At 64.6% G+C, this 26,017-nt stretch carries 24 protein-coding genes and 1 pseudogene; 10 read left to right on the top strand and 15 right to left on the bottom strand.

Annotation, left to right across the window (positions count from 1 at the left end; translation table 11 throughout):
- Positions 1 to 3 precede the first annotated feature (3 nt).
- The 3 genes from ACE3OU_RS03970 to ACE3OU_RS03960 all read left to right on the top strand — a co-directional run bounded on the left by ACE3OU_RS03970 (position 4) and on the right by ACE3OU_RS03960 (position 5,037).
- Positions 4 to 2,208, top strand: a complete 2,205-nt coding sequence (locus ACE3OU_RS03970; RefSeq protein ID WP_374240242.1) for an OsmC domain/YcaO domain-containing protein — start codon at positions 4 to 6, stop codon at positions 2,206 to 2,208.
- A 169-nt stretch (positions 2,209 to 2,377) separates the two neighbouring features.
- Entirely contained in the window at positions 2,378 to 2,896 is a 519-nt protein-coding gene (locus ACE3OU_RS03965; RefSeq protein WP_374240241.1) for an AAA family ATPase, read from the top strand.
- Positions 2,897 to 3,339: 443 nt separating this feature from the next.
- A complete protein-coding gene (locus tag ACE3OU_RS03960) occupies positions 3,340 to 5,037 on the top strand; it encodes a diguanylate cyclase domain-containing protein (protein WP_374240240.1) in 1,698 nt (565 codons plus the stop codon).
- 394 nt (positions 5,038 to 5,431) lie between these two features.
- Here the strand turns inward: ACE3OU_RS03960 and ACE3OU_RS03955 are convergent, their stop codons facing one another.
- Positions 5,432 to 5,908, bottom strand: a complete 477-nt coding sequence (locus ACE3OU_RS03955; RefSeq protein WP_374240239.1) for a hypothetical protein — start codon at positions 5,906 to 5,908, stop codon at positions 5,432 to 5,434.
- A gap of 472 nt (positions 5,909 to 6,380) precedes the next feature.
- On the opposite strand from ACE3OU_RS03955, the gene ACE3OU_RS03950 reads away from it, so the two are divergent.
- Positions 6,381 to 8,621, top strand: coding sequence for an NACHT domain-containing protein (locus ACE3OU_RS03950; protein ID WP_374240238.1), 2,241 nt, complete (start codon positions 6,381 to 6,383; stop codon positions 8,619 to 8,621).
- 217 nt (positions 8,622 to 8,838) lie between these two features.
- Here ACE3OU_RS03950 and ACE3OU_RS03945 read toward each other — a convergent pair whose 3' ends face one another.
- From ACE3OU_RS03945 to dnaA, 6 genes are all read right to left on the bottom strand, one after another.
- On the bottom strand, positions 8,839 to 9,846 hold the full coding sequence (locus tag ACE3OU_RS03945) for a virulence RhuM family protein (protein ID WP_374240237.1): 1,008 nt from the start codon (positions 9,844 to 9,846) through the stop codon (positions 8,839 to 8,841).
- Positions 9,847 to 9,978: 132 nt separating this feature from the next.
- Positions 9,979 to 10,374 carry a type II toxin-antitoxin system HicB family antitoxin gene (locus tag ACE3OU_RS03940; protein ID WP_374240236.1) on the bottom strand — a complete coding sequence of 132 codons (396 nt, stop codon included), beginning with the start codon at positions 10,372 to 10,374 and terminating at the stop codon, positions 9,979 to 9,981.
- 60 nt (positions 10,375 to 10,434) lie between these two features.
- Positions 10,435 to 10,617 carry a type II toxin-antitoxin system HicA family toxin gene (locus ACE3OU_RS03935; RefSeq protein WP_374240235.1) on the bottom strand — a complete coding sequence of 61 codons (183 nt, stop codon included), beginning with the start codon at positions 10,615 to 10,617 and terminating at the stop codon, positions 10,435 to 10,437.
- Positions 10,618 to 10,761: 144 nt separating this feature from the next.
- Positions 10,762 to 13,236: a DNA topoisomerase (ATP-hydrolyzing) subunit B gene (gene gyrB / locus ACE3OU_RS03930; RefSeq protein ID WP_374240234.1), complete on the bottom strand. Its 2,475-nt coding sequence runs from the start codon at positions 13,234 to 13,236 to the stop codon at positions 10,762 to 10,764.
- Between the two features lie 201 nt (positions 13,237 to 13,437).
- A complete protein-coding gene (gene dnaN, locus ACE3OU_RS03925; RefSeq protein WP_374240233.1) occupies positions 13,438 to 14,544 on the bottom strand; it encodes a DNA polymerase III subunit beta in 1,107 nt (368 codons plus the stop codon).
- 57 nt (positions 14,545 to 14,601) lie between these two features.
- Positions 14,602 to 16,056 carry a chromosomal replication initiator protein DnaA gene (gene dnaA / locus ACE3OU_RS03920; protein ID WP_374240232.1) on the bottom strand — a complete coding sequence of 485 codons (1,455 nt, stop codon included), beginning with the start codon at positions 16,054 to 16,056 and terminating at the stop codon, positions 14,602 to 14,604.
- 297 nt (positions 16,057 to 16,353) lie between these two features.
- Between dnaA and rpmH the strand changes: the two genes are divergently transcribed.
- The 6 genes and pseudogenes from rpmH to ACE3OU_RS03890 all read left to right on the top strand — a co-directional run.
- Positions 16,354 to 16,488 carry a 50S ribosomal protein L34 gene (rpmH, locus tag ACE3OU_RS03915; protein WP_079434516.1) on the top strand — a complete coding sequence of 45 codons (135 nt, stop codon included), beginning with the start codon at positions 16,354 to 16,356 and terminating at the stop codon, positions 16,486 to 16,488.
- Positions 16,427 to 16,921 (top strand): ribonuclease P protein component, encoded by a 495-nt coding sequence (gene rnpA / locus ACE3OU_RS03910; protein ID WP_374240231.1) that lies wholly within the window; start codon positions 16,427 to 16,429, stop codon positions 16,919 to 16,921. The genes rpmH and rnpA overlap by 62 nt, the downstream gene beginning before the upstream one ends.
- Positions 16,918 to 17,127, top strand: a complete 210-nt coding sequence (gene yidD, locus ACE3OU_RS03905; protein ID WP_374240230.1) for a membrane protein insertion efficiency factor YidD — start codon at positions 16,918 to 16,920, stop codon at positions 17,125 to 17,127. Before rnpA ends, yidD begins: the two co-directional genes overlap by 4 nt.
- A gap of 42 nt (positions 17,128 to 17,169) precedes the next feature.
- Complete coding sequence (yidC, locus tag ACE3OU_RS03900; RefSeq protein ID WP_374240229.1) at positions 17,170 to 18,804, top strand: membrane protein insertase YidC; 1,635 nt, start codon at positions 17,170 to 17,172, stop codon at positions 18,802 to 18,804.
- Positions 18,785 to 20,131, top strand: a complete 1,347-nt coding sequence (gene mnmE, locus ACE3OU_RS03895) for a tRNA uridine-5-carboxymethylaminomethyl(34) synthesis GTPase MnmE (protein ID WP_374240228.1) — start codon at positions 18,785 to 18,787, stop codon at positions 20,129 to 20,131. Before yidC ends, mnmE begins: the two co-directional genes overlap by 20 nt.
- Before the next feature lie 137 nt (positions 20,132 to 20,268).
- Positions 20,269 to 20,445 (top strand): annotated as a pseudogene (locus ACE3OU_RS03890) (IS110 family transposase); the annotation flags it as partial.
- A 77-nt stretch (positions 20,446 to 20,522) separates the two neighbouring features.
- On the opposite strand, the gene ACE3OU_RS03885 reads toward ACE3OU_RS03890, so the two are convergent.
- From ACE3OU_RS03885 to ACE3OU_RS03850, 8 genes are all read right to left on the bottom strand, one after another.
- Positions 20,523 to 21,170 (bottom strand): hypothetical protein, encoded by a 648-nt coding sequence (locus ACE3OU_RS03885; protein ID WP_374240227.1) that lies wholly within the window; start codon positions 21,168 to 21,170, stop codon positions 20,523 to 20,525.
- Positions 21,167 to 21,853: a PDZ domain-containing protein gene (locus ACE3OU_RS03880; RefSeq protein WP_374240226.1), complete on the bottom strand. Its 687-nt coding sequence runs from the start codon at positions 21,851 to 21,853 to the stop codon at positions 21,167 to 21,169. The genes ACE3OU_RS03885 and ACE3OU_RS03880 overlap by 4 nt, the downstream gene beginning before the upstream one ends.
- A 158-nt stretch (positions 21,854 to 22,011) precedes the next feature.
- Positions 22,012 to 22,617: an urease accessory protein UreG gene (gene ureG / locus ACE3OU_RS03875; RefSeq protein WP_374240225.1), complete on the bottom strand. Its 606-nt coding sequence runs from the start codon at positions 22,615 to 22,617 to the stop codon at positions 22,012 to 22,014.
- A 3-nt stretch (positions 22,618 to 22,620) separates the two neighbouring features.
- Entirely contained in the window at positions 22,621 to 23,301 is a 681-nt protein-coding gene (locus tag ACE3OU_RS03870; protein WP_374240224.1) for an urease accessory protein UreF, read from the bottom strand.
- Positions 23,298 to 23,816 carry an urease accessory protein UreE gene (gene ureE, locus ACE3OU_RS03865; protein WP_374240223.1) on the bottom strand — a complete coding sequence of 173 codons (519 nt, stop codon included), beginning with the start codon at positions 23,814 to 23,816 and terminating at the stop codon, positions 23,298 to 23,300. The genes ACE3OU_RS03870 and ureE overlap by 4 nt, the downstream gene beginning before the upstream one ends.
- A gap of 1 nt (position 23,817) precedes the next feature.
- Positions 23,818 to 25,524, bottom strand: coding sequence for an urease subunit alpha (ureC, locus tag ACE3OU_RS03860; protein WP_374240222.1), 1,707 nt, complete (start codon positions 25,522 to 25,524; stop codon positions 23,818 to 23,820).
- A complete protein-coding gene (locus ACE3OU_RS03855; RefSeq protein ID WP_374240221.1) occupies positions 25,521 to 25,829 on the bottom strand; it encodes an urease subunit beta in 309 nt (102 codons plus the stop codon). The genes ureC and ACE3OU_RS03855 overlap by 4 nt, the downstream gene beginning before the upstream one ends.
- Entirely contained in the window at positions 25,826 to 26,014 is a 189-nt protein-coding gene (locus ACE3OU_RS03850; protein WP_374240220.1) for a hypothetical protein, read from the bottom strand. The genes ACE3OU_RS03855 and ACE3OU_RS03850 overlap by 4 nt, the downstream gene beginning before the upstream one ends.
- Positions 26,015 to 26,017: the final 3 nt, after the last annotated feature.

The raw sequence follows: 26,017 nt of genomic DNA, 5'->3' as shown, positions 1-26,017 counted from the left end.
CCCATGGAAATCAAGGTCAATTTCCTCGACAAGCTGCGCCTCGAAGCCAAGTTCGACGACTTCACGGTGATCGCCGACCAGCCCATCCGCTACAAGGGCGACGGCTCGGCGCCGGGGCCCTTCGATTACTTTCTGGCGTCGTCGGCCCTGTGCGCGGCCTATTTCGTAAAGCTGTACTGCGAGACCCGCAACATCTCCACCGACAACATCCGCCTGTCGCAGAACAACATCGTCGACCCGGAGAACCGCTACAAGCAGATCTTCAAGATCCAGGTCGAGCTGCCCGAGGACATCTCCGCCGCCGACCGCCAGGGCATCCTGCGCTCCATCGAGCGGTGCACCGTCAAGCGGGTGGTTCAGACCGGGCCGGAGTTCGTGATCGAAGAAGTCGAAAACCTCGACGCCGACGCCCAGGCCCTGCTCACCCTCAACCCGGCCTCGGACGCCCACACCTACATCCTCGGCAAGGACCTGCCGCTGGAGCAGACCATCGCCAACATGTCGGGGGTGCTGGCCCAGCTGGGCATCAAGATCGAGATCGCCTCGTGGCGCAACCTGGTGCCCAACGTGTGGTCGCTGCACATCCGCGACGCCCATTCGCCGATGTGCTTCACCAACGGCAAGGGCGCCAGCAAGGAGAGCGCGCTGGCCTCGGCCCTCGGCGAATACATCGAGCGGCTCAACTGCAACCACTTCTACAACGACCAGTTCTGGGGCGAGGACATCGCCAACGCGCCCTTCGTGCATTACCCGGACGAACGCTGGTTCAAGCCCGGCCGCAAGGACGCGCTCCCCGCCGGGCTGCTCGACGACTACTGCCTTGAGATCTACAACCCCGACGGCGAACTGCGCGCCTCGCACCTGTACGACACCAACTCGGGCAACATCGAGCGCGGCATCTGCGCCCTGCCCTATGTGCGCCAGTCGGACGGCGAGGTGGTGTACTTCCCCACCAACCTCATCGACAACCTCTACCTCAGCAACGGCATGAGCGCCGGCAACACGCTGGCCGAGGCCCAGGTGCAATGCCTGTCCGAGATCTTCGAGCGGGCGGTGAAGCGGGAGATCATCGAGGGCGAGATCGCCCTGCCCGACGTGCCGGCCGAAGTGCTCGCCAAATACCCCGGCATCGTCGCCGGCATCGAGGAGCTCGAACGCCAGGGCTTTCCGGTGCTGGTGAAGGACGCCTCGCTCGGCGGGCAGTATCCGGTGATGTGCGTGACCCTGATGAACCCGCGCACCGGCGGCGTGTTCGCGTCGTTTGGCGCCCACCCCAGCCTGGAGGTGGCGCTGGAGCGCAGCCTCACCGAGCTGCTGCAGGGGCGCAGCTTCGAGGGCCTCAACGACCTGCCGCCGCCCACCTTCGAGAGCAACGCCGTCACCGAACCCAACAACTTCGTCGAGCACTTCATCGACTCCAGCGGCGTGGTGTCGTGGCGCTTCTTCAGCGCGAAGGCCGACTACGAATTCGTCGAGTGGGATTTTTCGGGCCACGGCGAAAACTCCAACGCCATGGAAGCGGCCACCCTGCTCGGCATCCTCGAAGAGCTGGGCAAGGAAGTGTACATGGCGGTCTATGACCAGCTCGGCGCCATCGCCTGCCGCATCCTGGTGCCCGGCTACTCCGAGGTGTACCCGGTGGACGACCTGATCTGGGACAACACCAACAAGGCGCTGCAATTCCGCGCCGACATCCTCAACCTGCACCGCCTCGACGACGACCAGCTGGCCGCCCTGCTCGAACGCCTCGAAGACAGCGAGCTCGACGACTACACCGACATCATCACCCTGATCGGCATCGAGTTCGACGAGAACACCGTGTGGGGCCAGCTGACCATCCTGGAGCTCAAGCTGCTGATCAACCTCGCCCTCAAGCAGTTCGAGGAGGCCAAGGAGCGGGTCGAAGCCTTCCTGCAGTACAACGAGAACACCGTCGACCGCGGCCTGTTCTACCAGGCCATGAACGTGGTGCTGGAGGTGGTGCTCGACGACGAGCTGGAGCTGGCCGACTACGAAGCCAACTTCCGCCGCATGTTCGGCGACGCGCGGATGGACGCGGTGATCGGCTCGGTGGAGGGCAGCGTGCGCTTCCACGGCCTCACCCCCACCAGCCTCAAGCTCGAAGGCCTCGACCGCCACCAGCGCCTGATCGACAGCTACCGCAAGCTGCACACCGCGCGGGCCCGGGTCGCCGGGCTGGCCGGCTAGGCTCCGGGCCCGCGGTACGGATGAAGAACACTGCTGCGCTGGCCGGACACCATGGCCCACACCCTGAGGAAATCGACGCCCATGCCGTCCTTACGTCACTTGAACTCCGAGGGCCGCGACAAGCCGTTCGTCGTCAAGCACGCCCTCTACGCACCGGAGCCGTGAGTCGATGGCAGATCGCAAGGTCATCATCATCGCGGGGCCGAATGGCGCGGGCAAGACCACCTTTGCCCGTGAATTTCTTCCCAACGAGGCCGGCTGCCCCCGCTTCCTGAACGCCGACCTGATCGCCGCCGGTCTGGCCCCCTTCGCACCGGAGAGCGCAGCCGTCGCTGCCGCACGGCTGATGCTGGCGGAACTGGAGCGGCATTTCCAGGCTGGACAAAGCTTTGCCTTTGAAACCACGCTGTCGGGCCGTGCCTATCTGCGCCACATTGCCCGCTGGCGCGAAGCAGGCTACCGTGTGGAGCTGATCTTTCTGCGGCTGGCCAGCGCGGACGAGGCGGTGGCGAGAGTGGCACAGCGCGTCAAACAGGGCGGGCACGACATCCCGGAGGCCGTGATCCGCCGCCGCTTCGATGCCGGGCTGGATAACCTGATACGGTATTACGCCCCTGCCGTGGATGCGTGGGCACTGTATGACAACTCGGGCGACGAGCCCTTCTTGCAGGATTGGAGCGAGACGTGAAACCAGAACGTCCCATTGAACAGGCCAACAACGCAGATTTACGGGGTTCCTGGCCCGCACTGCGGCGTGCCGCCGAGCGCGCCAGGCAAATCGCGGCCCAGACCGGCACTGCCGTGGTGGTCGTGCGTGACGGTGTCGTGCAGCACCTCTACCCCACCCCGCCAGCCTGCGTCCCACCGCAGAGGCAGGACGCGGCCCATTCCCATGGAAGACCGGCATGAGCCCCTTTTTGCCCAAGATCCGTCATTCGTGAACCGGCAATCAAGAGAGGCCGAAGGAGCGCTGCCAAGCCTGATGAGTGCGAATGGGACAGGCGGCCGGAAGCGCTGTGGCGATTCGTAATCCGCCAGGGCAGGCGGTGGCATTGAGATGAACCCGCAGCCCCACCCCGCCCTCTCCCCGCAACCCTGCAATCCAGGCCCCGTCCTAGGCGAAACCAGCGGATGAACCTGCGCCCGCGCTTCCACCTGCTCACCATCCTGCTCTTCGTCGCGGCGGCGATCCCGGGCTGGCTGGCGGTGCAGGCCCTGGTCGACGAGATCGTCGAGCAATGGGCGGTGCGCTACGCCGAGCGCCAGGTGCTCTACGACAAGAGCCGGATGCTGCAGCCCATCCTGCGCGAAGTGGCCCTGGCCCGCGCGCTGGCCGAATCGCCGGTGATCCGCAAATGGGCCGGCCAGCCCGACGACCCCAAGCTCGCCCGGCCCGCCCTGGCCGAGCTGGACGACTACCGGCGCAGGTTTCAGGACCAGAACTACTTCATCGCCCTCCGGAAGAGCGGCCGCTATTTCTACAACAACGCCGCCGACGAGTTTGCCGGCCGTGAGTTCCGCTACCTGCTCAGCCCGCAGGCACCCAAGGATGCCTGGTTCTATGACCTGATCCGCCAGGGCCGGCAGCTCCACCTCAACGTCAACCCCGACCCCGAGCTGGGCATCACCAAGCTGTGGATCGACGTGCTGCTCAAGGACGACGGCGAGACCCTCGGCGTGGCCGGCACCGGGCTCGAACTCACCGCCTTCCTGCGCGACGTGGTGGAGCCGGACGTGGAGGGCATCACCGGCCTGTTTGTGGACCGGAACGGCGCCATCCAGCTGCACCGCAACCCGTCCCTCATCAACTTTGCCTCGATCAGCCAGCAGGGCGGCCCGCAGAAGAGCCTGGAGCGGCTCTTTGCGCGGGACGAAGACCGCCAGCAGATCTTTGCTGCAATGCGGAGGCTGGAGCGCGGCGACGAGAAGATCGCCACCCGCTTCGTGACCGTCGACGGCCGCCGCCACCTGGCCGGGGTGGCCTACCTGCCGGAGATCGACTGGTACCAGATCACCCTCATCGACCTCGAAGTGCTGCTGCCCTTCAGCCAGTTTGGCGGGCTGGTCGCCCTGTATGGCCTGAGCCTGGTGTGCCTGCTGCTCGTCTTCAACCTGGCGCTGCGCGCCTTCGTGCTCAAGCCGCTGGCCCAGCTGGAGGCCGCCATCCGCGTGCTCGAAGCCGGCCGCGAGCTGCCGCCCTCCGTCGCCCGCATCGGCTCGGGGGAGATCGGGCGGCTCATGCAGCGCTTCGCCCAGATGGCCGCCGCGGTGCTGGAAGCCCAGCACGGCCTGGAGGCCAAGGTCCGGGAGCGCACCCTGGCCCTCGACCGCCTGAGCAAGATCGACCCCCTCACCGAGCTGTTCAACCGGCGCGGCATGGCGGAGCGGCTGGCCGCCGAGCTGGGCCGCGGGCAGCGCGAGGGCAAGGCCCTCGGCATCCTGTGGCTCGACATCGACTACTTCAAGGAGATCAACGACCGCCACGGCCACGCCCTGGGCGACCAGGCGCTCAAGCAGGTGGCGGCGCTCATCACGGCCACCATCCGCAGCTACGACGTGGCCGCGCGCTGGGGCGGCGACGAATTCCTGGTGCTGGTCTACCCCACCGACCAGCAGCACCTGGACAGCCTGGGCGAACGGCTGCGCGCCGCCATCGCCAGCTCCCGCGCGGTACTCGACGCCAAGGGCCAGCCCCTGGCGATGAGCGTCAGCATCGGCGGCTACGTGGCCACCCCCGGCGAAGAACTGGACCACGTCCTGCAGGCCGGCGACGAAGCGCTGTATGCGGCCAAGGAGGCCGGGCGGAATGCGTATCGGGCGGCGGGGTGATATACCGGCCCGGCACATTTGGTAGACACTGTCTGCCAAATCCCCTGCCCTCCGATTTGTCAGACGGTGTCTGACAAATCCCCGGTCTGTCTGCCCCCTGACGTAGCGCCAACCTGCACCAGCTCAAGTCCGCGGTCAGTGCGCTCAAGTCGCCGCAACTCGCACTCAAGTCAAACTTCAGTGGGCTGAAGTCCGGGCAACGATCACTGAAGTAAAACTTGGGATCACTCAAGTCCGGGCAACTCGCGCTCAAGTCAAACTTGAGTGCGCTGAAGTCCGACTTGAGCCGCAGTTGGTAAAACTTGGGCCCGCTCAAGTCCGGCTTGAGCGGGCCCAAGTGCGTGCATCAAACACTCAAGTAATAGTTGAGTCGGGCGATCCGGCCGCGCGCCACTCAGGCCGGCTTGCTGCCCTCGCCACCCTTGCGCCGGCGCTGCCCGGCAAACCGCACCGAAGCCTGGGCCTTCAGCTCGTCCAGCGCCGCCCCCTTGCCCGCCAGCTTGGCAAAGCGGTAGCCCTCCAGCGCCGCGCTGTAGATGTCGCTGCCCAGCGCCATCTCGGTGTCGTCCGCCCGCCCCGCCAGCGCCGCGATCCGGGTGAACAACGGCCGCAGCTGGTCCAGCGCCTCGATGTCGGCGGTGAACTCGGCCAGCTCGAAAGTGCCCGGCAGGATCTCCGGCGACTGCACCATCACGTCATAGGCCTTGCGCGCGAACATCTCCGACTTCGGCCCCATCTTGCGCAGCTCGCTGCGCTCATCCACCGACAGCGAGATCAGCCCCGAAAGGTTCTTCTCCAGCACGTCCAGCGCCTTGTTCACCGCCTCCACCTGCTCCGCCGACAGGGCCAGGGAAACCACGTTCTGAGACATTCTTCACTCCTCATGAATGGTGTTTGGGTATGATGTTCGCACGGCAGTGCGAGCGGCGGGATTGTGGGGGGAGAGGGACGGGGATGTCAAACGGGTTTTCAAAAGGATTGGAGCGGTTGCGGATCGCGCAAGTGATCGGAGGGCTGTGGGAGGGCAGGTTGTCGGCCGGAGCGGACTTTCAGCCTTTGCTTGGAATCCGACGGCTACAAAGCAGTTAGCGGCTACTCAGCTAGGAAAAGTCTTGAATGGCATTTTGTTCGTTCGCGAACATGTGCTCCCTCCTCCTAAGCTGTCGTTGAGTTCTAGTATCTCGCCGAGTGTCAGCTTTTTGGCGAGCCAATCGTCGGCCAAGATTGGGTAATTTAAGACTGTTCTCAAAGCAGTCACTCAAGATGATAGGATGTCATCCTCATTATTAAGGATCTGCCTGAGCTATCAGAATGCCTAATACAAATAATCCAAGGATGACAAAATGACTTTGAACACCGACGCAGCAATGAAATGGCAACAGCTTGAGCGCCTTGTTCGCGTGGTTGCGGAAATGAAATTCGGCGGACCTGCTCGAGCAGAAGATATAGCTGGCGTTAAGTGCGATTGTGTCATTCATCTAAACGATGGCAGCGTTGTAATCGTTGAGATAACTAGGAAATACGGGATCGACAAACTTCGCACAGATATCAACAAGTTTAACTCGATCCGCCCGCACTTTTTTGGAAGAAACATCTTCCCGAAATGCTATTTCATCACTCTGGACGAGCCAACGCCGGCGCTCATTGCTACTGGAAAGGAGAATCATGTCCATGTATATTCAGTGAACCAATTCTTCAATTTTATGCTTGGGCTCCAAGGATACGTGACTCTTCGGCAGCGCCAAGCATTCGGCTCAGCGATTGACATGTATTCAGGCGAGCCGGATGAAAAAAAGTACGTCCACGTTAATTACTTTTCTGATTCTGGCGAGGCTTACAGTACCGAAAAGATCACCGAAGAGCTTGAGAAGGGCAAAACTATCGTCCTTATTGGGGATTATGGCTCAGGCAAAAGCCGATGCGTTAAGGAGGTCTTTGCGGCAATTGCGGAGGGGCAGATCAAACGCTACAAATACCCGATCGCTATTAACCTGCGCGACAACTGGGGGCTAAAAAGAGCTACCGAACTCATTACGCGTCATTTCACCGACATTGGCCTCGGAGGTCATGTTGCAGACATTCTTAAGGTCGCGTTCTCGCCAGCCTGCATTTATCTTCTTGATGGATTCGATGAAATTGGAGCTCAGACGTGGAGCGACGACCCAACAAAACTGGTCGACATTCGAAGGCAATCTCTGGTTGGCATCAAAGATCTCATTCAAAAGGCCAAAGGTGGTGTTCTCGTCACGGGGCGCGAGCACTACTTCAACACAGATGCTGAACTTCTAACCTGCCTCGGCCTCGATGCCAAGCAAGTCCTATTTCTTCGCTGTAACCAAGAGTTAAGTGAAGCTCAATTTGCGGAATTAATTGGGCGTACAACACCGAATCTACCGGCTTGGATACCGAAAAAACCACTGATTGGGACAATCATCAGAGACATCGAAGCATCAATGGTTGATCATATCTTTGCGACAAGCACGGGCCAAATCGATTTCTGGGATCTACTTTTAAACACCTTCTGTGAACGGGAGGCGAAGATAAATCCAATTCTGGACCCTTCCATAATTAGAGCATTGTATTCACAGGTAGGTCGTCTTTCTCGTTTCACCAAAACAAGCTTGGGGCCAATTTCTATTAAGGACATTAATGAAGCTTTCGAACAGACGACAGGGCGACCGCCAACGGACGAGTCTGCGATTATTTTGCAGCGCCTTCCCGGTCTAAGCCGGATCGGAGCGGAGAGTCTTGATCGACAATTTGTCGATACGTACATTCTTGATGGCTTGAAAGCCGAGGATGTTCTCAGTGTCTACTCACAATCTGACACGTCTGTGCTACAGGTGGAATGGAAGCACTCCCTTGAAAGTTTCGGCGCTTTCTATTTGGCTACTCGAATTCAAAGCATCAAACAATCCGCGGCGGCAGTTGCTTTTATTAAACGTCATATTGAAGCAAGAAACCGCGTGCTCCTTTCTGATCTGATCTCCAGCATGTTCCTGTGTGATGGCAGCGGCACGTTGGACTTCGGTAGTATCGTTATATCAAAGGGTAAGTTCTTCTCCCTATCTTTCGCAGACTCGCCAGTAACAAACTTGCGATTCGACGACTGCACATTCGATAATATCGATATCACCGATGCCGCTCCAGACGAGATAAGGATTAATAGATCAGTCGTAATTCATATGAGCGGCGTTACATCTCAGGGGCATATTCCTAAATGGATATCGGGGTGTCTTGTTGAGGATTTTCAAAGCGTTAACACCCTAGCTGCTATTCGGGAGGCGGGTTTGTCTACAGCTCAAACTTTTCTCCTATCAAGTCTTAGGAAGCTCTTTCTGCAGCCCGGCGCTGGACGTAGGTCGAGCAGCATGTATAAAGGCTACGGGGACTCCGCAACAAAGAAGACATGCGACAAAGTTATAGCACTTTTGCTGCGTGAGAAGTTCTGCCAAAAATACAGGGGGGTATCGGAGGAGCTATATTTGCCTGACCGTAGCTTGACAGGACGCGTGAAGGCCATCATGAGCATGATGACTCAATCAAAGGATCCGCTTTGGATTGAAGCTTCTCGGATTTCTTAATGAATGCCTACCCGTCCTGCATTCCACTTTTGCCGTCAACTTTCTCTGCTGACAATATCTGGTCAGGATTGGGTGTGTGAGTTCGACTAATCGGAATGCGGTCGTTTGCAGCCATATTGGCTTGAAAGTCTGCTGACTGGTTGTTTTCCGCCGGTCAGCAGGCGAGGGCAGTACGTCAGCAAAGGCCGACAACCAGCCCCTCACCTGACAAATCCCCTCACCTCTTCCCCCTCCCCTTCACCGCCTTCTCCACGCCCTCCAGCATCCGCAGATCGTCCGCGTCAGCCTCCAGCGCATCAGCCTGGCGGCGCTGGGCATCGAAGAGGTCATAACGCTGGTGGGCGATGGCCTTGGCCTGGTCCGCCGAGCGGCTGCCGGTGCCTTGCAGGACGGGGTGGTCGTTGAATTCGAGCAGGCGGTCGACGTTCTTGCGCCAGTAATCAAGCGTGAGCTGCTGCTGCTGCTTGACGCGTAGTTCGGCCTGTTCGAGGAAGATCACGACGAGGCGGTTGAGGGTGTCGATCTCGTCGGCAGAGAGGTAGTTCTTGGCGACGATGACGTCCTGCTTGCGCACCCGGTTTCCGCTCCAGGTGACGAGGCCCATGTTGGGGGAATCGGCCCGGGCGCGATCGATGATGATTTCGGCGGCGGTCTTTTGGGTGACGGCGTAGAGCAGCTTGTTCTGCACTTCGGCAAAGAACTGCTCGGCGCCCCGATCGCCAGCCCGGTAGTCGGCGCTGAGGGCGAACAGATCCCGAACCTTCTGGTAGAAGCGCTTTTCGGAGGCCCGGATCTCGCGGATGCGGGCCAGCAGCTCGTCGAAGTAGTCCCAGCCGCCGGGGTTCTTGAGGCGTTCGTCGTCCATGACGAAGCCCTTGACGAGGTATTCGGAGAGGTAGGTGGTGGCCCACTGGCGGAACTGGGTGCCACGCACGCTTTTGACGCGGTAGCCGACGGCCAGGATCATTTCGAGGCGGTAGAGCTGGATTTTGCGCTGGACGTGGCGCGGGCCCTCGGTTTGAACTGTCAAGGATTCCTTGACGGTTGCCGCCGGGGCCAACTCACCTTCGGCAAGGACATTCTTGATGTGCAGGCTGACGTTCTGCTTGGTCGTCGCAAACAGCTCCGCGATCTCCGCCTGGCTCAGCCAGGCGCTGCCGTCTTCGGCCCGCAGCTTGACCTGGGCCTTGCCGTCGTCGGTCTGGTAGAGGATCAGCTCGCTCATGGGGTGTTCTCCTTGATTCGGGGGGGGATGGCGTTGCGGCGGGCCAAAAGCAGAAAAGAGGCCCTGTAGCCTCTTTTCTGAATAATTTTTGGTCATCACCGGGTATTGAGGTGCCTCTGCCAATGATGCTTCTCAGTGCATGGCAGCCAACGCTGCACGAACCAGGAATCCGCTTCGCGTCTCGTTATTCTGTTTTGCAAAAGCATCGATCCGGCGCAACACAAAGCGCGGAAGACTGATATTTACCCTCTCTGGCTTGCTGTCCAATGCGGAAAGGTCGATGTCGAGCATGACCCATACCGCTCCGTGATACTCATCTTTGGCGACAAGATCATCCAGTGACGACGCGTTGAGTGCCACATCTTCCCCGTCTTCGAGCAAGGTCTGCAGATGCCCGAGGACCGCTTCTTTTGCATTGACTACGGCTTCGTCGAGTGTTTCCCCGTAGGAAAAGCACCCTGGAACGTCCGGCACGCTCACGCCATAAACCGAATCAGGATCCTTGTGGATCGCGATCGGTAATTGCATGCTCCACTCCTCTAGTACGACGCTTCACAAATCCGAAGCCCCTTGCGGGGAAAACCGAGTTCACTTGAGCCCGGCTTGTCGTCGGATGTTGTTCACAGTTCCAATGGGAAGGTCCTTCTTCGGGTGCGGCACCGTCACAAGGCCCTTCTTCGTTGGGTGTTTAAAGTGATGGTGGCTCCCGGTGATGTTGCGCAGAAACCAGCCATCCGCCTCCAACATCCGGATCACGTCTCTTGAGTTCATGAGCGCTTTCCGCTGCTGACGATGTGTAGCCTATACACACTCAGAAGCAAGTCAAGAATTTTGTGTAGTGCGTGCGTAAGGCGACACACACGGCCATCAGAGCAAGACCCCGAAGGATGTCAATCCAACACGGGGCCAGCCCCCTCACACATCCAGATTCCTCGCATACAACGCGTTCTCTTCGATGAACGCCCGACGCGGCTCGACGTTGTCGCCCATCAGGGTCGTGAAGATCTCGTCGGCGGCGATGGCGTCGTCGATCTGGACCTTGAGCAGGCGGCGGACGGCCGGGTCCATGGTGGTTTCCCACAGCTGCTCGGGGTTCATTTCACCGAGGCCTTTGTAGCGCTGCTTGCTGAGGCCGCGTTCGACTTCGTTGAGCATCCAGGTGATGGCGTCGGCGAAGCTGGTGACGGCCTGCTGCTTTTCGCCACGGCGCATGACGGCGCCGGGGCCAATGAGGCCGGAGATGGATTCGCTGGCCTGGCGGATAGTGCGGTAGTCGCCGGAGGCGAGGAAGTCGGCGTCGATGCGGGTGCGCTTGCGGTTGCCGTGGTGCATGCGGGCGATGTCGAGGGTCCAGCTTTCGCTGGTTTCGTCGTGGCCGGCGGTGATGGTGACGGCCTCGCCGACGGCGGCCTGCAGGCGGGCGGCGGCGTCGCGGGCGGCGGCTTCGTCGGCCACCGACAGGGGCAGGTCGTTGGCGAGCAGGGCGTGCAGCACGTCGGCGTCGATCCAGTCGGCGAGGCGGCGGATCACGCTTTCGGCCAGCAGGTAGGTGCGGGCGAGGCCGCCGAGGGCGTCGGTGTGGATGGCGTCGGCGCCTTCACGGGGGGTGAGGGAGGCGCCTTCGAGGCCGAGCTTGAGCAGGTGGGCGGAGAGCTCGGTGTCGTCCTTGATGTAGATCTCGGTCTTGCCGTGCTTGATCTTGTAGAGCGGCGGCTGGGCGATGTAGATATGGCCGCGCTCGACGAGTTCGCGCATCTGGCGGTAGAAGAAGGTGAGCAGCAGGGTGCGGATGTGCGCGCCGTCCACGTCCGCGTCGGTCATGAGGATGATGCGGTGGTAGCGCAGCTTTTCGGGCTTGAAGTCGTCGGCGCCGATGCTGGTGCCCAGCGCGGTGATCAGGGTGGTGATCTGCTCGGAGCTGATGAGCTTGTCGAAGCGGGCGCGCTCGACGTTGAGCACCTTGCCGCGCAGCGGGAGGATCGCCTGGAACTTGCGGTCGCGGCCCTGCTTGGCGGAGCCGCCGGCAGAGTCGCCCTCGACGATGTAGATCTCGCACAGGGCGGGGTCTTTTTCCTGGCAGTCGGCGAGCTTGCCGGGCAGGCCGACGCCGTCGAGCACGCCCTTGCGGCGGGTCATTTCGCGGGCGCGGCGGGCGGCTTCTCGGGCGCGGGAGGCTTCGACGATCTTGCCGCAGATGGTTTTGGCATCGGCGGGGCGTTCGAGCAGGAAGTCGGCGAGCTTTTGCGCGACGACTTCTTCGACGGCCGGGCGGGCTTCGCCGGAGACCAGCTTCATCTTGGTCTGGGAGGCGAACTTGGGGTCGGGCATCTTGACCGACAGCACGCAGGCCAGGCCTTCGCGCATGTCATCGCCGGAGATGTCCACCTTGGCCTTCTTGGCGATCTCGTTTTCTTCGATGTACTTGTTGATGACGCGGGTCATCGCGGTGCGCAGGCCGGTGAGGTGGGTGCCGCCGTCGGCCTGCGGGATGTTGTTGGTGTAGCAGAGCACCTGCTCGGCGTAGCTGTCGTTCCACTGCATGGCGACTTCGACGGTGATGGGCACGCCGTTCTGGATGGATTCGCCGCTGGAGTGGAAGACGGTGGGGTGCAGCACGGACTTGCTGCGGTTGATGTATTCGACGAAGCCCTTCACGCCGCCGGCGAAGGCGAAGTCTTCTTCCTTGCCGCTGCGCTGGTCCACCAGGCGGATCTTGACGCCGTTGTTGAGGAAGGACAGCTCGCGCAGGCGCTTGGCGAGGATTTCGTAGTGGTATTCGACGGTGCCGAAGATCTCTTCGTCGGCGAGGTAGTGCACCTTGGTGCCGCGCTTGGTGGTGTCGCCGACGATGGCCAGCGGGCTGGTCTCGACGCCGTCGACGACCTCGATGACGCGGTTCTGCGGCACGCCCCGGTTGAACTCCATGAAGTGCTTGTGGCCGTCGCGGGCGACGGTGAGGCGCAGCCACTTGGAGAGGGCGTTGACGCACGACACGCCGACGCCGTGCAGGCCGCCGGAGACCTTGTAGGAGTTCTGGTTGAACTTGCCGCCGGCGTGCAGCACGCACATCACGATCTCGGCGGCGGAGCGCTTGGGCTCGTGCTTGTCGTCCATCTTGACGCCGACCGGGATGCCGCGGCCGTTGTCGGTGACGGAGATGGAGTTGTCGGCGTGGATGGTGATGACGATGTCGTCGCAGTGGCCGGCGAGGGCTTCGTCGATGGCGTTATCGACCACCTCGAAGACCATGTGATGCAGGCCGGTGCCGTCGGAGGTGTCGCCGATGTACATGCCGGGGCGCTTGCGCACCGCCTCCAGCCCTTCGAGCTGCTGGATGCTGGATTCGTCGTAGTTGTCGGCGGCGGCGGGGGTTTGCGGCGTATCGGACATGGTGTTCTCGGTTCTGCTGGGTTGTTCAGGCGCTGGCGCCTCGCGGCGTCGGTTCTTCAAGGGAGCCGACACGGCTTCGAGTTCGTGGAGAAAGCGTCGCGAGCAGGCCCGAGGTCGCAATGAGGAGCGGAGCTGTACTGAGGTACAGCGAGCACCGGAGTTGCGAGATCGGGACGCGCAGTAGCTTTATCCACGGACTCCTCAGATGCGCATCGGCATCACTACGTACTTGAAGTCGGGGTCGTCGGCCAGGCCGAAGAGGGCGCTGGCGTTGCTGTCGTTGAAGCGGATCTCGATCTCGTTGGCGGACAGGTTGGTGAGCACGTCGAGGAGATAGGTGACGTTGAAGCCGATGTCGAGCGAGTCGCCGCTGTAGTCGACTTCGAGCTCTTCCTGGGCCTCTTCCTGCTCGGCGTTGGTGGACACCAGCTTGAGGCTGCCCTCGGAGAGCATCAGGCGCACGCCGCGGAACTTCTCGTTGGTGAGGATGGCGGCGCGCTGCAGGGCCTGCAGCAGGGCGAGGCGGCTGGCCTTGACGAGCTTGGGGTGGCCCTGGGGGATGACCCGCTCGTAGTCGGGGAACTTGCCGTCGATGAGCTTGGAGATGAGCTCGATGTGGCCGAAGCGGAAGACGATCTGGTTGCCGACGATGGTGACCTCGAGGGCCTCGTCGGAGTCGGCGAGCTGGCGGGCCAGCTCGACCACCGTCTTGCGCGGCAGGATCACGTCGGTGCGGGCATAGTCGCCGACCAGCGGCGAGGCGGCGTAGGCGAGGCGGTGGCCGTCGGTGGCGACCATCCGCAGCATGTCGCCGGCAACCACGAGCAGGAGGCCATTGAGGTAGTAGCGGATGTCCTGCTGGGCCATCGCGTACTGCACCTGGGCGAGCTGCTTCTTGAAGGCCTTTTGGGTGGTGGTGAAGTGCAGGCCTTCGCCTTCGGGCGGGGCCAGGCGCGGGTAGTCGGCGGCGGGCAGGGTCTGCAGCTGGAAGCGGCTCTTGCCGGCCTTGAGGGTGATGCGCTTGTCGTCGAGGGTGAGGCTGACGTCGGCGGTGTCGGGCAGGGCGCGCAGGATGTCCTGCAGCTTGCGGGCGCCGACGGTGATGGCGACGTCTTCGGCGCCGACTGCGGCGGTGGTGCGGTTGCGGATCTGGATCTCGATGTCGGTGGCGAGCAGGGTGAGCGCGTCGCCCTTCTTCTCGATCAGGACGTTGGAGAGGATCGGCAGGGTGTGGCGTTTTTCGACGATGCCGGATACCGATTGCAGCGGGGCGAGGAGGGCATCGCGGGGCGCGGTGAAGAGCAGCATGAGATCAGGTCTCCGTGTCGTTGCTGGTGGTTGCGGCAGGCTTGAAATCGGTGGGCGTCATCCGCGCAGCACCTGGGTGAGGACGTGCAGGTCGTGGTTGAGCTGGGTGTCGCCGAGGCGGAGCTCGGCGATGGTGCGGCAGGCGTGCAGCACGGTGGTGTGGTCGCGGCCGCCGAAGGCCTCGCCGATGGCCGGCAGGCTCATGGGGGTGAGGTCCTTGGCGAGGAACATGGCCACCTGGCGCGGTCGGGCGATGACCCGGGTGCGCTTCTTGGAGTGCATGTCGGCGACCTTGATCTTGTAGTAGTCGGCCACGGTTTTTTGAATGAACTCGACGGTGAGCTGGCGGTTGTGGGCGTTGAGGAGGTCCTTGAGGGCCTCCTTGGCCACTTCCAGCGTCACTTCCTTGCCGTGGAAGCGGGCGAAGGCGAGCACCTTCTTGAGGGCGCCCTCGAGTTCGCGCACGTTGGAGCGCAGGTTCTTGGCGATCAGGAAGGCGACGTCGTCGTCCAGCGCGATGCGCTCGACCTCGGCCTTCTTTTTAAGGATGGCGACGCGCATCTCGAGCTCGGGCGGCTCGATCTGCACCGTGAGGCCCCAGTCGAAGCGCGAGATCAGGCGGTCTTCGAGGCCCTGGACGTCTTTCGGGTAGGTGTCGCTGGTGATGATGATCTGCTTCTTGGCCTCGGTGAGGGCGTTGAAGGCGTGGAAGAACTCTTCCTGGGTCCGGTTCTTGTTGTTGAAGAACTGGATGTCGTCGATGATCAGCACGTCGAGCGAGCGGTAGTAGCGCTTGAAGACGTCGAAGGATTTTTGCTGGTAGGCGCGCACCACGTCGGCGTAGTAGTCCTCGGCGTGCACGTAGCGGATCACCTTGCGCGGGTCGTGCTTGAAGACGTAGTTGCCGAGGGCGTGGATCAGGTGGGTCTTGCCCAGGCCGACGCCGCCATAGATGAACAGCGGGTTGTAGGAGACGCCCGGGTTCTGGGCCACCTGCAGCGCGGCGGCGCGGGCCAGGTCGTTGGCGCGGCCGGTGACCAGGGTGTCGAAGGTGAAGTCGGGGTTGAGGCGCGACTTTTCGTAGTTGGCCGACTCGGCCGACACGGGCGCCTCGGGCACCGGCGGGCGGGGCATCACGGGCTGGGGCGCGGCGGCCGGGGCGGACTGGGCCGAAGCGGCGGGTGCGGCAGCCGCCGGGGCCGACGGAGGGGGCGGCGCGCTCGGGCGACGCAGGCCGCCGGCCGGCGCCAGGCCGACCTCGATGACCAGCGGGGCGCCGAAGTATTCCTCGCCGAGCTCTTCGATACGGCGCAGGTAGCGGTCGCGCAGCCACTGGCGATGGAAATTGGAGGGCGCCACGAGGCGCATCCCGGCACCTTCGTCGCTCGGCTCTTCGGCGCGCAGGGGCAGGATCCAGGTCTTGAACTGCTGGGCCGGCAGCTCCTGCTCCAGGCAGCTGAGGCAATGCGTCCAGAACGCAGCGCTTTGGGGTTCGGGTGAGGCTTCGGGCACGATGTTCGGGTGGGCTTGTTTCTACGACGGAAGACGCGCTGCCGGGGGCTCCCGGCCGGGCTTTCGCCGGGCGGCGGGGCGGGCAGAAGGCGCGCACAAGCCAGTCTGGCCAAACCGGCATTGTACCTTCCCGGACCAGACTTATCCACAGGTTCGAGCGCCCCGAAACGGACCGGTGGAGGGTGCAAATGCCCCGGGTCGTCGGCGGGCGTTTTGCCGCTGTCAAAAAGATTCTTGACAAACAGAGGCTTAAAAGATCAAATTGCGTGTTTGACTTAACTTTTTCGGGCTTAGAAAATGAAGCGTACTTACCAACCGTCCGTCGTCCGTCGCAAGCGCACCCACGGCTTCCTGGTTCGCATGGCCACCCGTGGCGGTCGCAAGGTCATCGCCGCTCGCCGCGCCAAGGGCCGTCATCGTCTCGCCGTCTAAAGGCGCAGAGGGCGTCGAGGGCCCCAGCGAGGCCCCGGCCTCCACTGCCGACGCCAGCGGGCGCACGGCAGCGGGCGCTCAACATACGGCAGGATTCGGCTTCGGCTCGTCCTTGCGACTGCACAAAACGGATGAGTATTCATCCGTTTTTGCTTTCCGGCGTGTGTTGCGCGGCCGCTGGTTCAACCTGCACTACTGCCCCAACACCCTCGGCCATGCCCGCATCGGCCTCGTCGTCGCCAAGAAGCTCGCCAGACGCGCCGTCCAGCGCAACCTGGTGAAGCGGATCGGCCGCGACGTGTTCCGCCACGCGCAGGCAGGCCTGCCGGCCCACGATCTGGTGTTACGATTGTCGGCCAAGCTCGACACCGTGACCCGGCGCATGATGCGTGACGACATGATCAGTCTCCTCGGACGCCTGCCGAAGAAATGAAACGCTTCGTGCTGGCCCTGTTGCGCGTCTATCGCTACGCCATCAGTCCGATGCTGGGGCGCAACTGCCGTTTCGTGCCGAGCTGCTCCGAATACGCCGTCGAGGCCGTCGAACGCCATGGTGCCCTGAAGGGCAGCTGGCTGGCGGCCCGGCGCGTCTGCCGCTGCCACCCCTTCAGCGGTGGCGGCTACGATCCGGTTCCCTGAGCCTTCTCACCTCGCCCCACCTACTTCCAGACACTGACTCCGATGGATAACCGTCGCCTGATCCTCCTCCTCGTCTTCTCGTTCTCGCTGGTCATGCTGTGGGACGGGTGGCAGAAGCACAACCAGCCCAAGGTCGCGGCCCCCGTGGCAAGCGCCGCCGGCACCGCCGGCGTGCCGACCCCGACGACGGCGCCCGGCGCCAGCGCCGTGCCCGGCCAGGCCCCCGCAGCGGCGCCGGTCGCAGCGCCCAAGGCGATCATCCGCACCGACGTGCTGGTGGCCGAAGTCTCGGCCCAGGGCGGCGACATCGTCCGTCTGGAGCTCACCAAGCACCACGCCAGCGAAGACCGCACCCGCAACTACGTGCTCTTCGACAACGGCGAGAAGCACCTCTACTCGGCCCAGACCGGCCTGATCGGCAACGGCCTGCCCACCCACAAGACGCTGTTCACACTGGGCGCCGCCGAAGCCACCCTGAAGGACGGCCAGGACGCGGTCACCCTGCGCCTCGACGCGCCGCCCACCGCCGACGGCATCCAGGTCGCCAAGCTGATCACCTTCCACCGGGGCAGCTACCAGGCCGAGGTGAGCTACGAGATCACCAACGGCAGCGGCGCCCCGATCGCCCCCCACGCCTACTTCCAGTTCACCCGCGACGGCAAGCCGGCCGAGCAGCCCGGCGGCTTCGGCGTGCAGACCTTCACCGGTCCGGCCTTCTACACCGAGGCCGAGAAGTACCAGAAGGTCAGCTTCGACGACATCGCCGCCAAGAAGGCCAAGTTCGTCGCCAAGGCCGCCGACGGCTGGGCCGCCATGGTGCAGCACTACTTCGTGGCCGGCTGGGCCCCGGCCGCCGGCGAGCGCGAGTTCTTCGCCAACCAGGTCAGCTCCGACCTCTACTCCGCCGGCGTGATCCTGCCGGTGGCCGCCATCGCGCCGGGCCAGAGCGGCAAGCTCGCCGTGCCGCTGTACGCCGGCCCGCAGGAGCAGAGCCGCCTCGAGAGCTTCGCCAAGGGCTTCGACCTGGTGGTCGACTACGGCTGGCTGACCATCATCGCCGCCCCGCTGTTCTGGGTGCTGGAGTGGTTCCACAAGCTCACCGGCAACTGGGGCTGGGCGATCATCCTCGTCACCATCGCGCTGAAGGCCGTGTTCTTCCCGCTGTCGGCCGCCAGCTACAAGTCGATGGCCAAGATGAAGACCCTCGGCCCCCGCCTGCAGCGCATGAAGGAGCAGTACGGCGACGACAAGATGAAGATGCAGCAGGCCATGATGGACCTCTACAAGCGCGAGAAGGTCAATCCGCTCGGCGGCTGCCTGCCCATCCTGATCCAGATCCCGGTCTTCATCGCCCTCTACTGGGTGCTGCTGGGCGTCGTCGAGATGCGCGGCGCGCCGTGGCTGGGCTGGATCCACGATCTGTCGGTGAAGGACCCGTACTACATCCTGCCGCTGATCATGGGCGCCACCAGCTTCATCCAGACCCGGCTCAACCCGGCTCCGCCCGATCCGATCCAGGCCAAGGTCATGATGATGATGCCGATCCTGTTCACCTTCATGTTCTTGTGGTTCCCGGCCGGTCTGGTGCTGTACTGGGTCGTCAACAACACCCTGTCCATCGCCCAGCAATGGCAGATCAACCGCATGATCGACGCCGGTGGCAAAGCCTCCGAGTGATCTGATCGCCGCCATCGCCACCGCGCCCGGGCGCGGTGGCATCGGCGTGGTCCGGCTGTCCGGGCCCAAGCTCGCCCCGCTGGCCGCCCTCCTCGGCGGCCGCGAGCCCCAGGCCCGGGTGGCCCGCTTCGCGCGCTTCCATGACGCCGCCGGCGGGCTGATCGACGAGGGCCTGCTGCTCTACTTCCCGGCGCCCCACTCCTTCACCGGCGAGGACGTCATCGAGCTGCAGGGCCACGGCGGCCCGGTGGTCATGCAGATGCTGCTGGCCCGCTGCCTCGAACTCGGTGCCCGCCTCGCCGAACCCGGCGAATTCACCCGCCGCGCCTTCCTCAACGGCAAGCTCGACCTGGCCCAGGCCGAAAGCGTCGCCGACCTCATCGAAGCCTCCACCGCCGCCGCCGCCCGCTCCGCGGTGCGCTCCCTCACCGGCAGCTTCTCCACCGAGGTGCGCGGCCTGTGCGACCGGCTGATCGACCTGCGCATGCTGGTCGAGGCCACCCTCGACTTCCCCGACGAAGACGTGGACTTCCTCATCGAGGCCAGGGCCTTCGAGCGCATCGAGGCGATCGCCGCCGAGCTCGCCGCGATCCTCGGCCGCGCCCGCCAGGGCAGCCTGCTGCGCAACGGCCTGCATGTGGTGCTGGTCGGCCAGCCCAACGTCGGCAAGTCGAGCCTGCTCAACCGCCTCGCCGGCGAGGAGCGCGCGATCGTCACCGACATCGCCGGCACCACCCGCGACGCGCTGCGCGAGACCATCCAGCTCGAAGGCATCCCGCTCCACATCACCGACACCGCCGGCCTGCGCGAGACCACCGACGAGGTCGAGAAGATCGGCATCGCCCGCACCTGGCAGGAGATCGCCCGCGCCGACGTGATCGTGCGCCTGGTGGATGTGCGCGCCGGCCTCACCGACGCCGATGCGGCCATCGACGCCCGCCTGCCCGCCGGCGTCGAGCGCATCACCGTCTTCAACAAGGTCGACCTGCAGGCCCGCCCGCCCGAGCGCGTCGAGGCCGACGGCGGCGTGAGCATCTACCTGTCGGCCAAGGCTGGCGAAGGCGTCGAGCTATTGCGCGCCGAGCTGCTGCGCGTCGCCGGCTGGCACCGCCACGGCGAGGACGTCATCCTCGCCCGCGAACGCCACCTCATCGCCCTGCGCGAAGCCCAGGCCCGCGTCCACGCCGCCCTCGAAGCCCGCCAGGCTCTCGAACTGATGGCCGAAGAACTCCGCCTCGCCCAGGAGGCGGTCAACGAGATCACCGGCGAGTTCACCCCCGACGACCTGCTGGGGGTGATCTTCTCGCGGTTCTGCATCGGCAAGTAGCGAGCCTTCCGCAGTGCTCCGGCACAGTCCTCAATACTCCTCAAGCCCGCGTAAATGCGGGCTTTAATGAAATGGTCAGCCCGATCCCTGCCCAGCGACTACGCTGAGTAGGGATTTTGCTTTTCTGGGAGGCCATCATGAATGTCGTGACGCTGATCGGGATCGATCCGGGCAAACACAGCTTTCACCTTCATGCGCAGGATGCGGCGGGCAGAATGGTGTTTCGCAAGAAACTCACGCGCAGCCAGCTGCCGGCCCAACTGGCGAACGTCCCCGCCTGCACGGTGGTGATGGAAGCCTGCGCCGGCGGTCACGCAAATCTGCCTTGCAAAAATCGGGCTGACCATGGATTGCTGTGTGCCGCGGGCTCAGGCCGCCAGCGCCACCCGCATCACAAGGCGCTTTCGCCCTTTCCCCCGGTGGGCAATGCCTTCTTCAGCTCGCGATGTGTCGCATCGGCGGCGTCCTGCATCACCTTCATCACGGCCTGGTGGGTGGCCTTCGAGACTTCGTCGCCCGGACTACCGCTCAGGAAATAGGTCGGGCCTTCGACGTTGCCGGACGGAAAATGCCGCGTGAACACGGGTTTGCCGCCGCTCTCCAGCAGCACGAGCTCCAGGTCGACCACCGCCGTCGGGGTGATGGCAAAGCCGGCGTTGCGGAGGGCGTTGTACTCGTAACTGAACCGGGTGACCCGGGGGCGGACGACGGCCACATGGCCCATCTGCCCGTTGGTCGACTCGACGACCTGCACCCCGTCGGAGAAGACGTTCCGGAACGCGAGGGTCGCCGCCTCCCGCGTGATCTCGCCGATCGGCAGGGTCAGGTTGGTGGCGCTGCCCGTCAGGCTGGTCGGCCTGCCGGTGAATTGTTCGTCCTGCGCGGCCTTCGACATTTCGATCAGGGCGCGGCCCTCGATCGGCGCGTCGTAGGCGCGGGACTCGTACTTGAAATGGTTCGGATTGACGCCGCCCTGGAAGGCACAGCCCCCGAGCCCGAGGACACCGGCCGTCAAGACGGCCACACACCTGTTTCTCATGATCGCCCTCCCCTCACCATGAAGACGGCGTCAGCCTGGACGCCACCGCGCGCATAGCGCACCCGGAAAATCTTTTGCGGATCCTGGCTGGCCAGCAATTGCTTGAGGGCTTCCGAATCCGCGATCGCCTGACCGTTGAACTCCAGCAGGATGTCTCCCACGCGCAGGCCCGCCAACTCGGCGGCACTGCCCGGGTCGACCCAGGTCACCCGCACGCCCGGGCGACCGGGGGCGCCCCCTGCGGGATCGGCGACGTCCTGGACCCGGCACCCCAGCCGTGGCGACCCGCCGCCTGCCACCGGCCGGCAATCGAGGGGGACGCTGAGTTCCTGGGGATAATCGTAGGCCGCACCGTTGATCACATCGACCCCGGCCCCGATGACACCCCCGAGGAGGATGTTTCCGTAGGCCATGCCCTTGGTGGATGAAGGGAAGGCCTTCATGACCGGCGGTGCGGTGTCCTTGCTGCAATTGACGACCAGATCGGCGAAGGACCGATTGACGACCACCGAAGCGGGCGTCGTCGCGACATGCCATCGCCCCTTGTCGTTGTGCAGGCGGCAGGCGGCCCCCGGGCAATCGGGGGTCAGGACCGAGACGGACTGGTTCTGGCCGTCGACGAGGGAGGCGCAGCCCCCCGCCAGCATCGCCGTGACAAGCACGGGCAAGAAACGATGCAACATGACACCCTCCTCGTCAGCCTGCTCTGGATGGGTACAACTTATAGAAAAATCATAATCTCCCGCACGCCACCGCGATTTGATCCATCACAACGGCTGAAATCGTTCCGCAACACGGTGCTCGTCCCGCCCCGCCGCCACGCGGGAAAACGTGCCCCGCGTCAGAGCATCCCCTTCTCGCGGATGAACTGGATCACGGTGTCCAGCCCCTCGCCGGTCTTGAGGTTGGTGAACACGAAGGGGCGCTCGCCGCGCTGGGCCTTCGCGTCGTGGGCCATCACCTCGAGGGAGGCGCCGACCAGCGGGGCGAGGTCGATCTTGTTGATGACCAGCAGGTCCGACTTGGTGATGCCGGGGCCGCCCTTGCGGGGGATCTTCTCGCCGGCGGCCACGTCGATGACGTAGAGCGTCAGGTCGGAGAGCTCGGGCGAGAAGGTGGCGGCGAGGTTGTCGCCGCCGGACTCGATGAGGATCAGCTCGACGTCGGGGAAGGCACGCTCGAGGCGGTCCACCGCTTCGAGGTTGATGGAGGCGTCCTCGCGGATCGCGGTGTGGGGGCAGCCGCCGGTCTCGACGCCGATGATGCGCTCCGGCGCGAGCGCCGAGTGGTTGACCAGAAATTTGGCGTCCTCGGCGGTGTAAATGTCGTTGGTGACGACGGCCATGTCGATCTGCTCGCGCAGGGCCTGGCACAGGGCGAGGGTCAGGGCGGTCTTGCCGGACCCGACGGGACCGCCGATGCCGACTCTAAGGGCTTGTTTTTTCATGGTTCAGGATCTGAAGAGGCGTGAATACTGGGTTTCGTGGCGGGCGCAGGCGATGGCGAAGGCCGGCGTGAAGTTGGACCAGCGGGCCTCGGGCCGCTGCCGGGCCGCGGCGGCGACCGCGACGATCCGGTCGCCCAGCCGGGCCAGCAGGCGCTGGCCGGCGGCCTGGCCGAGGGGCACCGCCTTGAGGGCGGCCATCACCTGGTTCTCGGCCCAGGACCACAGGTAGGCGCACAGCGCGGCTTCCGGGTCGATCCGCCAGCGGGCGGCGATGCCGGCCCAGACGGTGGGAAAGGCCACCTCGGGCAGCGGGTCGACGAGGGCGAGCACCGGCGCCAGGCTGTCGTCGCCCAGGTCGCGCAGCAGGCGGCGCATCGAGAAGCCCATCTGGGCGGTCTCGGCGCGCAGCTCGGCGGATTCGCGGCTGGCCAGGAAGTCGGCGTCGAGGCGGGCGACCTCGGCGTGGTCGCCCGCCTGCCAGGCGGCCATCAGGGCCGCGACCAGCGGCGCCTCGTAGCCGCCGATGCCGTGCTGCAGCAGGTCGGCGACCCAGCGCCCGGCGCTGGCCTCGTCGTGGATCACGCCGGTCTCGACCGCCCATTCGAGGCCCTGGGAATAGGTGTAGGCGCCCACCGGCAGGGCCGGGCTGGCCAGTTGCAGCAGGCGGACGAGGGGCAGGCTCACCGGGGCTTGAACTCGTGGATGCGCGGCACCGACCGGTGGGGGCCGTGGCCGGGGTCGTGCAGGTCATCGCCGTGGTGGTGGTGGCCGCCGCCATAGGCGCCGGCCTCGGGCTGGAACGGCGCCTCGATCCCGGCGACCGCGCAGCCCAGGCCCCGGATCATGTCGGCCAGCACATGGTCGGCCTGGAAGCGCAGCCGGCCGCCGCCCTCGGTGGGCAGGATCTGCACCGGCACGTGGCGGTTGCCCAGGTGGTAGGCGGCGCGGGCGAAGAGCAGCGGGCCGTCGGCGATGGCTTCGATGAGCTTTTCGGGGGCGGCGACGATCTCGACGACGGCGGCGCCGTCATCGGTGATCAGCCGGTCGCCGCCCTGCAGGTGCTCGCCCCGTTCGAGGAAGATGCCGGCCTCGCGGCCGGAGGCCAGGGTGAGGCGCAGGCGGCTGCGCTTGCGGGCATCGTAGCTGAGGGCCACCGAGTCGGTGGCGGGCTGCGGGGTGCGTCGGGTGAAGATCAGCATGTCAGAACAGGAAGTAGCGTTGCGCCAGCGGGAGCTCGGTGGCCGGTTCGCAGACCAGGTGCACGCCGTCGGCCTTGACCACGTAGGTCTCGGGGTCGACGGTGATCTCGGGGGTGGCGCCGTTGTGCACCATGTCGGCCTTGGTGAGGGTGCGCGTGCCGGAGACGGCCACCAGCGGCTTCTGCAGCCCGAGAGCCTGGACCGCCGGGTTGCGCAGCGCGGCCTGGGACACGAAGGTGACGGAGGTCTTGAGGGCCTTGCCGTAGCTGCCGAACATCGGCCGGTAATGCACCGGCTGGGGCGTGGGGATGGAGGCGTTGGGGTCGCCCATCGCCGCCGCGGCGATCATGCCGCCCTTGAGGATCAGGCTCGGCTTGACGCCGAAGAAGGCCGGCTTCCACAGCACCAGGTCGGCCAGCTTGCCGACCTCCACGGAGCCCACGGTGTGGGCGATGCCGTGGGTGAGCGCCGGGTTGATGGTGTATTTGGCGATGTAGCGCTTGACCCGGAAGTTGTCGTGGCGGGGGTTGTCCTCGGGCAGGCTGCCGCGCTGCAGCTTCATCTTGTGGGCGGCCTGCCAGGTGCGGATGATCACCTCGCCGACGCGGCCCATGGCCTGGGAGTCGGAGCTCATCATCGAGAACACCCCCAGGTCGTGCAGGATGTCCTCGGCGGCGATGGTCTCGCGGCGGATGCGGCTCTCGGCGAAGGCGATGTCCTCGGCGATCGCCGGGTCGAGGTGGTGGCACACCATCAGCATGTCGAGATGCTCGTCGATGGTGTTCACCGTGTAGGGCATCGTCGGGTTGGTGGAGCTGGGCAGCACGTTGGGCAGCCCGGCCGCCTTGATGATGTCCGGCGCGTGGCCGCCGCCCGCCCCTTCGGTGTGGAAGGTGTGGATGGTGCGGCCCTTGAAGGCATCGATGGTGGCCTCGACGAAACCCGACTCGTTGAGGGTGTCGGTGTGGATGGCCACCTGGATATCCATCTCGTCGGCGACGCCCAGGCAGCAGTCGATGGCGGCCGGGGTGCTGCCCCAGTCCTCGTGCAGCTTGAGGCCGATGACGCCGGCCTCGACCTGCTCGCGCAGGGCCTCCGGCAGGCTGGCGTTGCCCTTGCCGAGGAAGCCGAGGTTCATCGGGAAGGCGTCGGCCGCCTCGAGCATGCGGTGGATGTGCCACGGCCCCGGCGTGCAGGTGGTGGCGTAGGTGCCGGTGGCCGGGCCGGTGCCGCCGCCGATCATGGTGGTGACGCCGGAATCGAGCGCCTCCTCGATCTGCTGCGGGCAGATGAAGTGGATGTGGCTGTCGATGCCGCCGGCGGTGACGATCATGCCTTCACCGGCGATGACCTCGGTGCCGGGCCCGATGACGATGGTCACGCCCGGCTGGATGTCCGGGTTGCCGGCCTTGCCGATGGCGGCGATACGGCCACCCTTGAGGCCGATGTCGGCCTTCACGATGCCGGTGACGGCGTCGATGATGAGGGCGTTGGTGATCACCGTGTCGGCGGTCTCGGCGGACACCCGCTGGCTCTGGCCCATGCCGTCGCGGATGACCTTGCCGCCGCCGAACTTCACCTCCTCGCCGTAGATCGTGTGGTCGTGCTCGACCTCGATGATCAGCCCGGTGTCGGCGAGGCGCAGGCGGTCGCCGGTGGTGGGGCCGAACATCTCGGCGTAGGCCTGGCGTGAAATTTTGCTGCTCATTCGAGCGCTCCCTGGACGAGGCCGCGGAAACCAAACACCCGGCGCTCGCCGGCCAGCGCCACCAGCTGGACGGTGCGCGTCTGGCCCGGCTCGAAGCGCACCGCGGTGCCGGCGGCGATGTCGAGCCGGTAGCCCCGCGCGGCCTCGCGGTCGAAGGCGAGGCCGGCGTTGGTCTCGTGGAAGTGGTAGTGGGAGCCGACCTGGATCGGCCGGTCGCCGGTGTTGGCGACGACCAGCGTGATCGTCGGACGGCCGACGTTGAGTTCGAGCTCGCCGGGCTCGGCGAGGAGTTCGCCGGGGATCATTCGCGCCCCTTCCCGCGGGCCAGCAGATAAACCAGCAGGCCGACGGCGACCAGGCCCGGCAGCACGTGCTCGGGCGTGAACCAGTGGGCCCAGCCGTCGACCACGCCGTGGCCGGGATGCGCCAGGGCCAGGGCCGGCGAGGCCGCCGTCAGGGCGGCGGCGAGGCGCGTGAACAGGGTTGTCATGGC

Source organism: Zoogloea sp., assembly GCF_041908905.1.
GTDB lineage: Bacteria > Pseudomonadota > Gammaproteobacteria > Burkholderiales > Rhodocyclaceae > Zoogloea.
This window is presented reverse-complemented; position numbering and strand designations above follow the sequence as displayed.

Excerpts from the sequence above, each read along its gene's own strand:
- ACE3OU_RS03855 (WP_374240221.1), bottom strand. The coding sequence starts at position 25,829 with ATGATCCCCGGCGAACTCCTCGCCGAGCCCGGCGAGCTCGAACTCAAC.
- ACE3OU_RS03850 (WP_374240220.1), bottom strand. The coding sequence starts at position 26,014 with ATGACAACCCTGTTCACGCGCCTCGCCGCCGCCCTGACGGCGGCCTCG.
- ACE3OU_RS03955 (WP_374240239.1), bottom strand. The coding sequence starts at position 5,908 with ATGTCTCAGAACGTGGTTTCCCTGGCCCTGTCGGCGGAGCAGGTGGAG.
- ACE3OU_RS03940 (WP_374240236.1), bottom strand. The coding sequence starts at position 10,374 with ATGCAATTACCGATCGCGATCCACAAGGATCCTGATTCGGTTTATGGC.
- ACE3OU_RS03950 (WP_374240238.1), top strand. The coding sequence starts at position 6,381 with ATGACTTTGAACACCGACGCAGCAATGAAATGGCAACAGCTTGAGCGC.
- ureE (WP_374240223.1), bottom strand. The coding sequence starts at position 23,816 with ATGCTGATCTTCACCCGACGCACCCCGCAGCCCGCCACCGACTCGGTG.
- ACE3OU_RS03885 (WP_374240227.1), bottom strand. The coding sequence starts at position 21,170 with ATGAGAAACAGGTGTGTGGCCGTCTTGACGGCCGGTGTCCTCGGGCTC.
- ACE3OU_RS03960 (WP_374240240.1), top strand. The coding sequence starts at position 3,340 with ATGAACCTGCGCCCGCGCTTCCACCTGCTCACCATCCTGCTCTTCGTC.
- ureC (WP_374240222.1), bottom strand. The coding sequence starts at position 25,524 with ATGAGCAGCAAAATTTCACGCCAGGCCTACGCCGAGATGTTCGGCCCC.
- ACE3OU_RS03965 (WP_374240241.1), top strand. The coding sequence starts at position 2,378 with ATGGCAGATCGCAAGGTCATCATCATCGCGGGGCCGAATGGCGCGGGC.
- ACE3OU_RS03880 (WP_374240226.1), bottom strand. The coding sequence starts at position 21,853 with ATGTTGCATCGTTTCTTGCCCGTGCTTGTCACGGCGATGCTGGCGGGG.
- ACE3OU_RS03935 (WP_374240235.1), bottom strand. The coding sequence starts at position 10,617 with ATGAACTCAAGAGACGTGATCCGGATGTTGGAGGCGGATGGCTGGTTT.
- yidC (WP_374240229.1), top strand. The coding sequence starts at position 17,170 with ATGGATAACCGTCGCCTGATCCTCCTCCTCGTCTTCTCGTTCTCGCTG.
- rpmH (WP_079434516.1), top strand. The coding sequence starts at position 16,354 with ATGAAGCGTACTTACCAACCGTCCGTCGTCCGTCGCAAGCGCACCCAC.
- dnaN (WP_374240233.1), bottom strand. The coding sequence starts at position 14,544 with ATGCTGCTCTTCACCGCGCCCCGCGATGCCCTCCTCGCCCCGCTGCAA.
- gyrB (WP_374240234.1), bottom strand. The coding sequence starts at position 13,236 with ATGTCCGATACGCCGCAAACCCCCGCCGCCGCCGACAACTACGACGAA.
- ACE3OU_RS03970 (WP_374240242.1), top strand. The coding sequence starts at position 4 with ATGGAAATCAAGGTCAATTTCCTCGACAAGCTGCGCCTCGAAGCCAAG.
- ACE3OU_RS03945 (WP_374240237.1), bottom strand. The coding sequence starts at position 9,846 with ATGAGCGAGCTGATCCTCTACCAGACCGACGACGGCAAGGCCCAGGTC.
- yidD (WP_374240230.1), top strand. The coding sequence starts at position 16,918 with ATGAAACGCTTCGTGCTGGCCCTGTTGCGCGTCTATCGCTACGCCATC.
- ureG (WP_374240225.1), bottom strand. The coding sequence starts at position 22,617 with ATGAAAAAACAAGCCCTTAGAGTCGGCATCGGCGGTCCCGTCGGGTCC.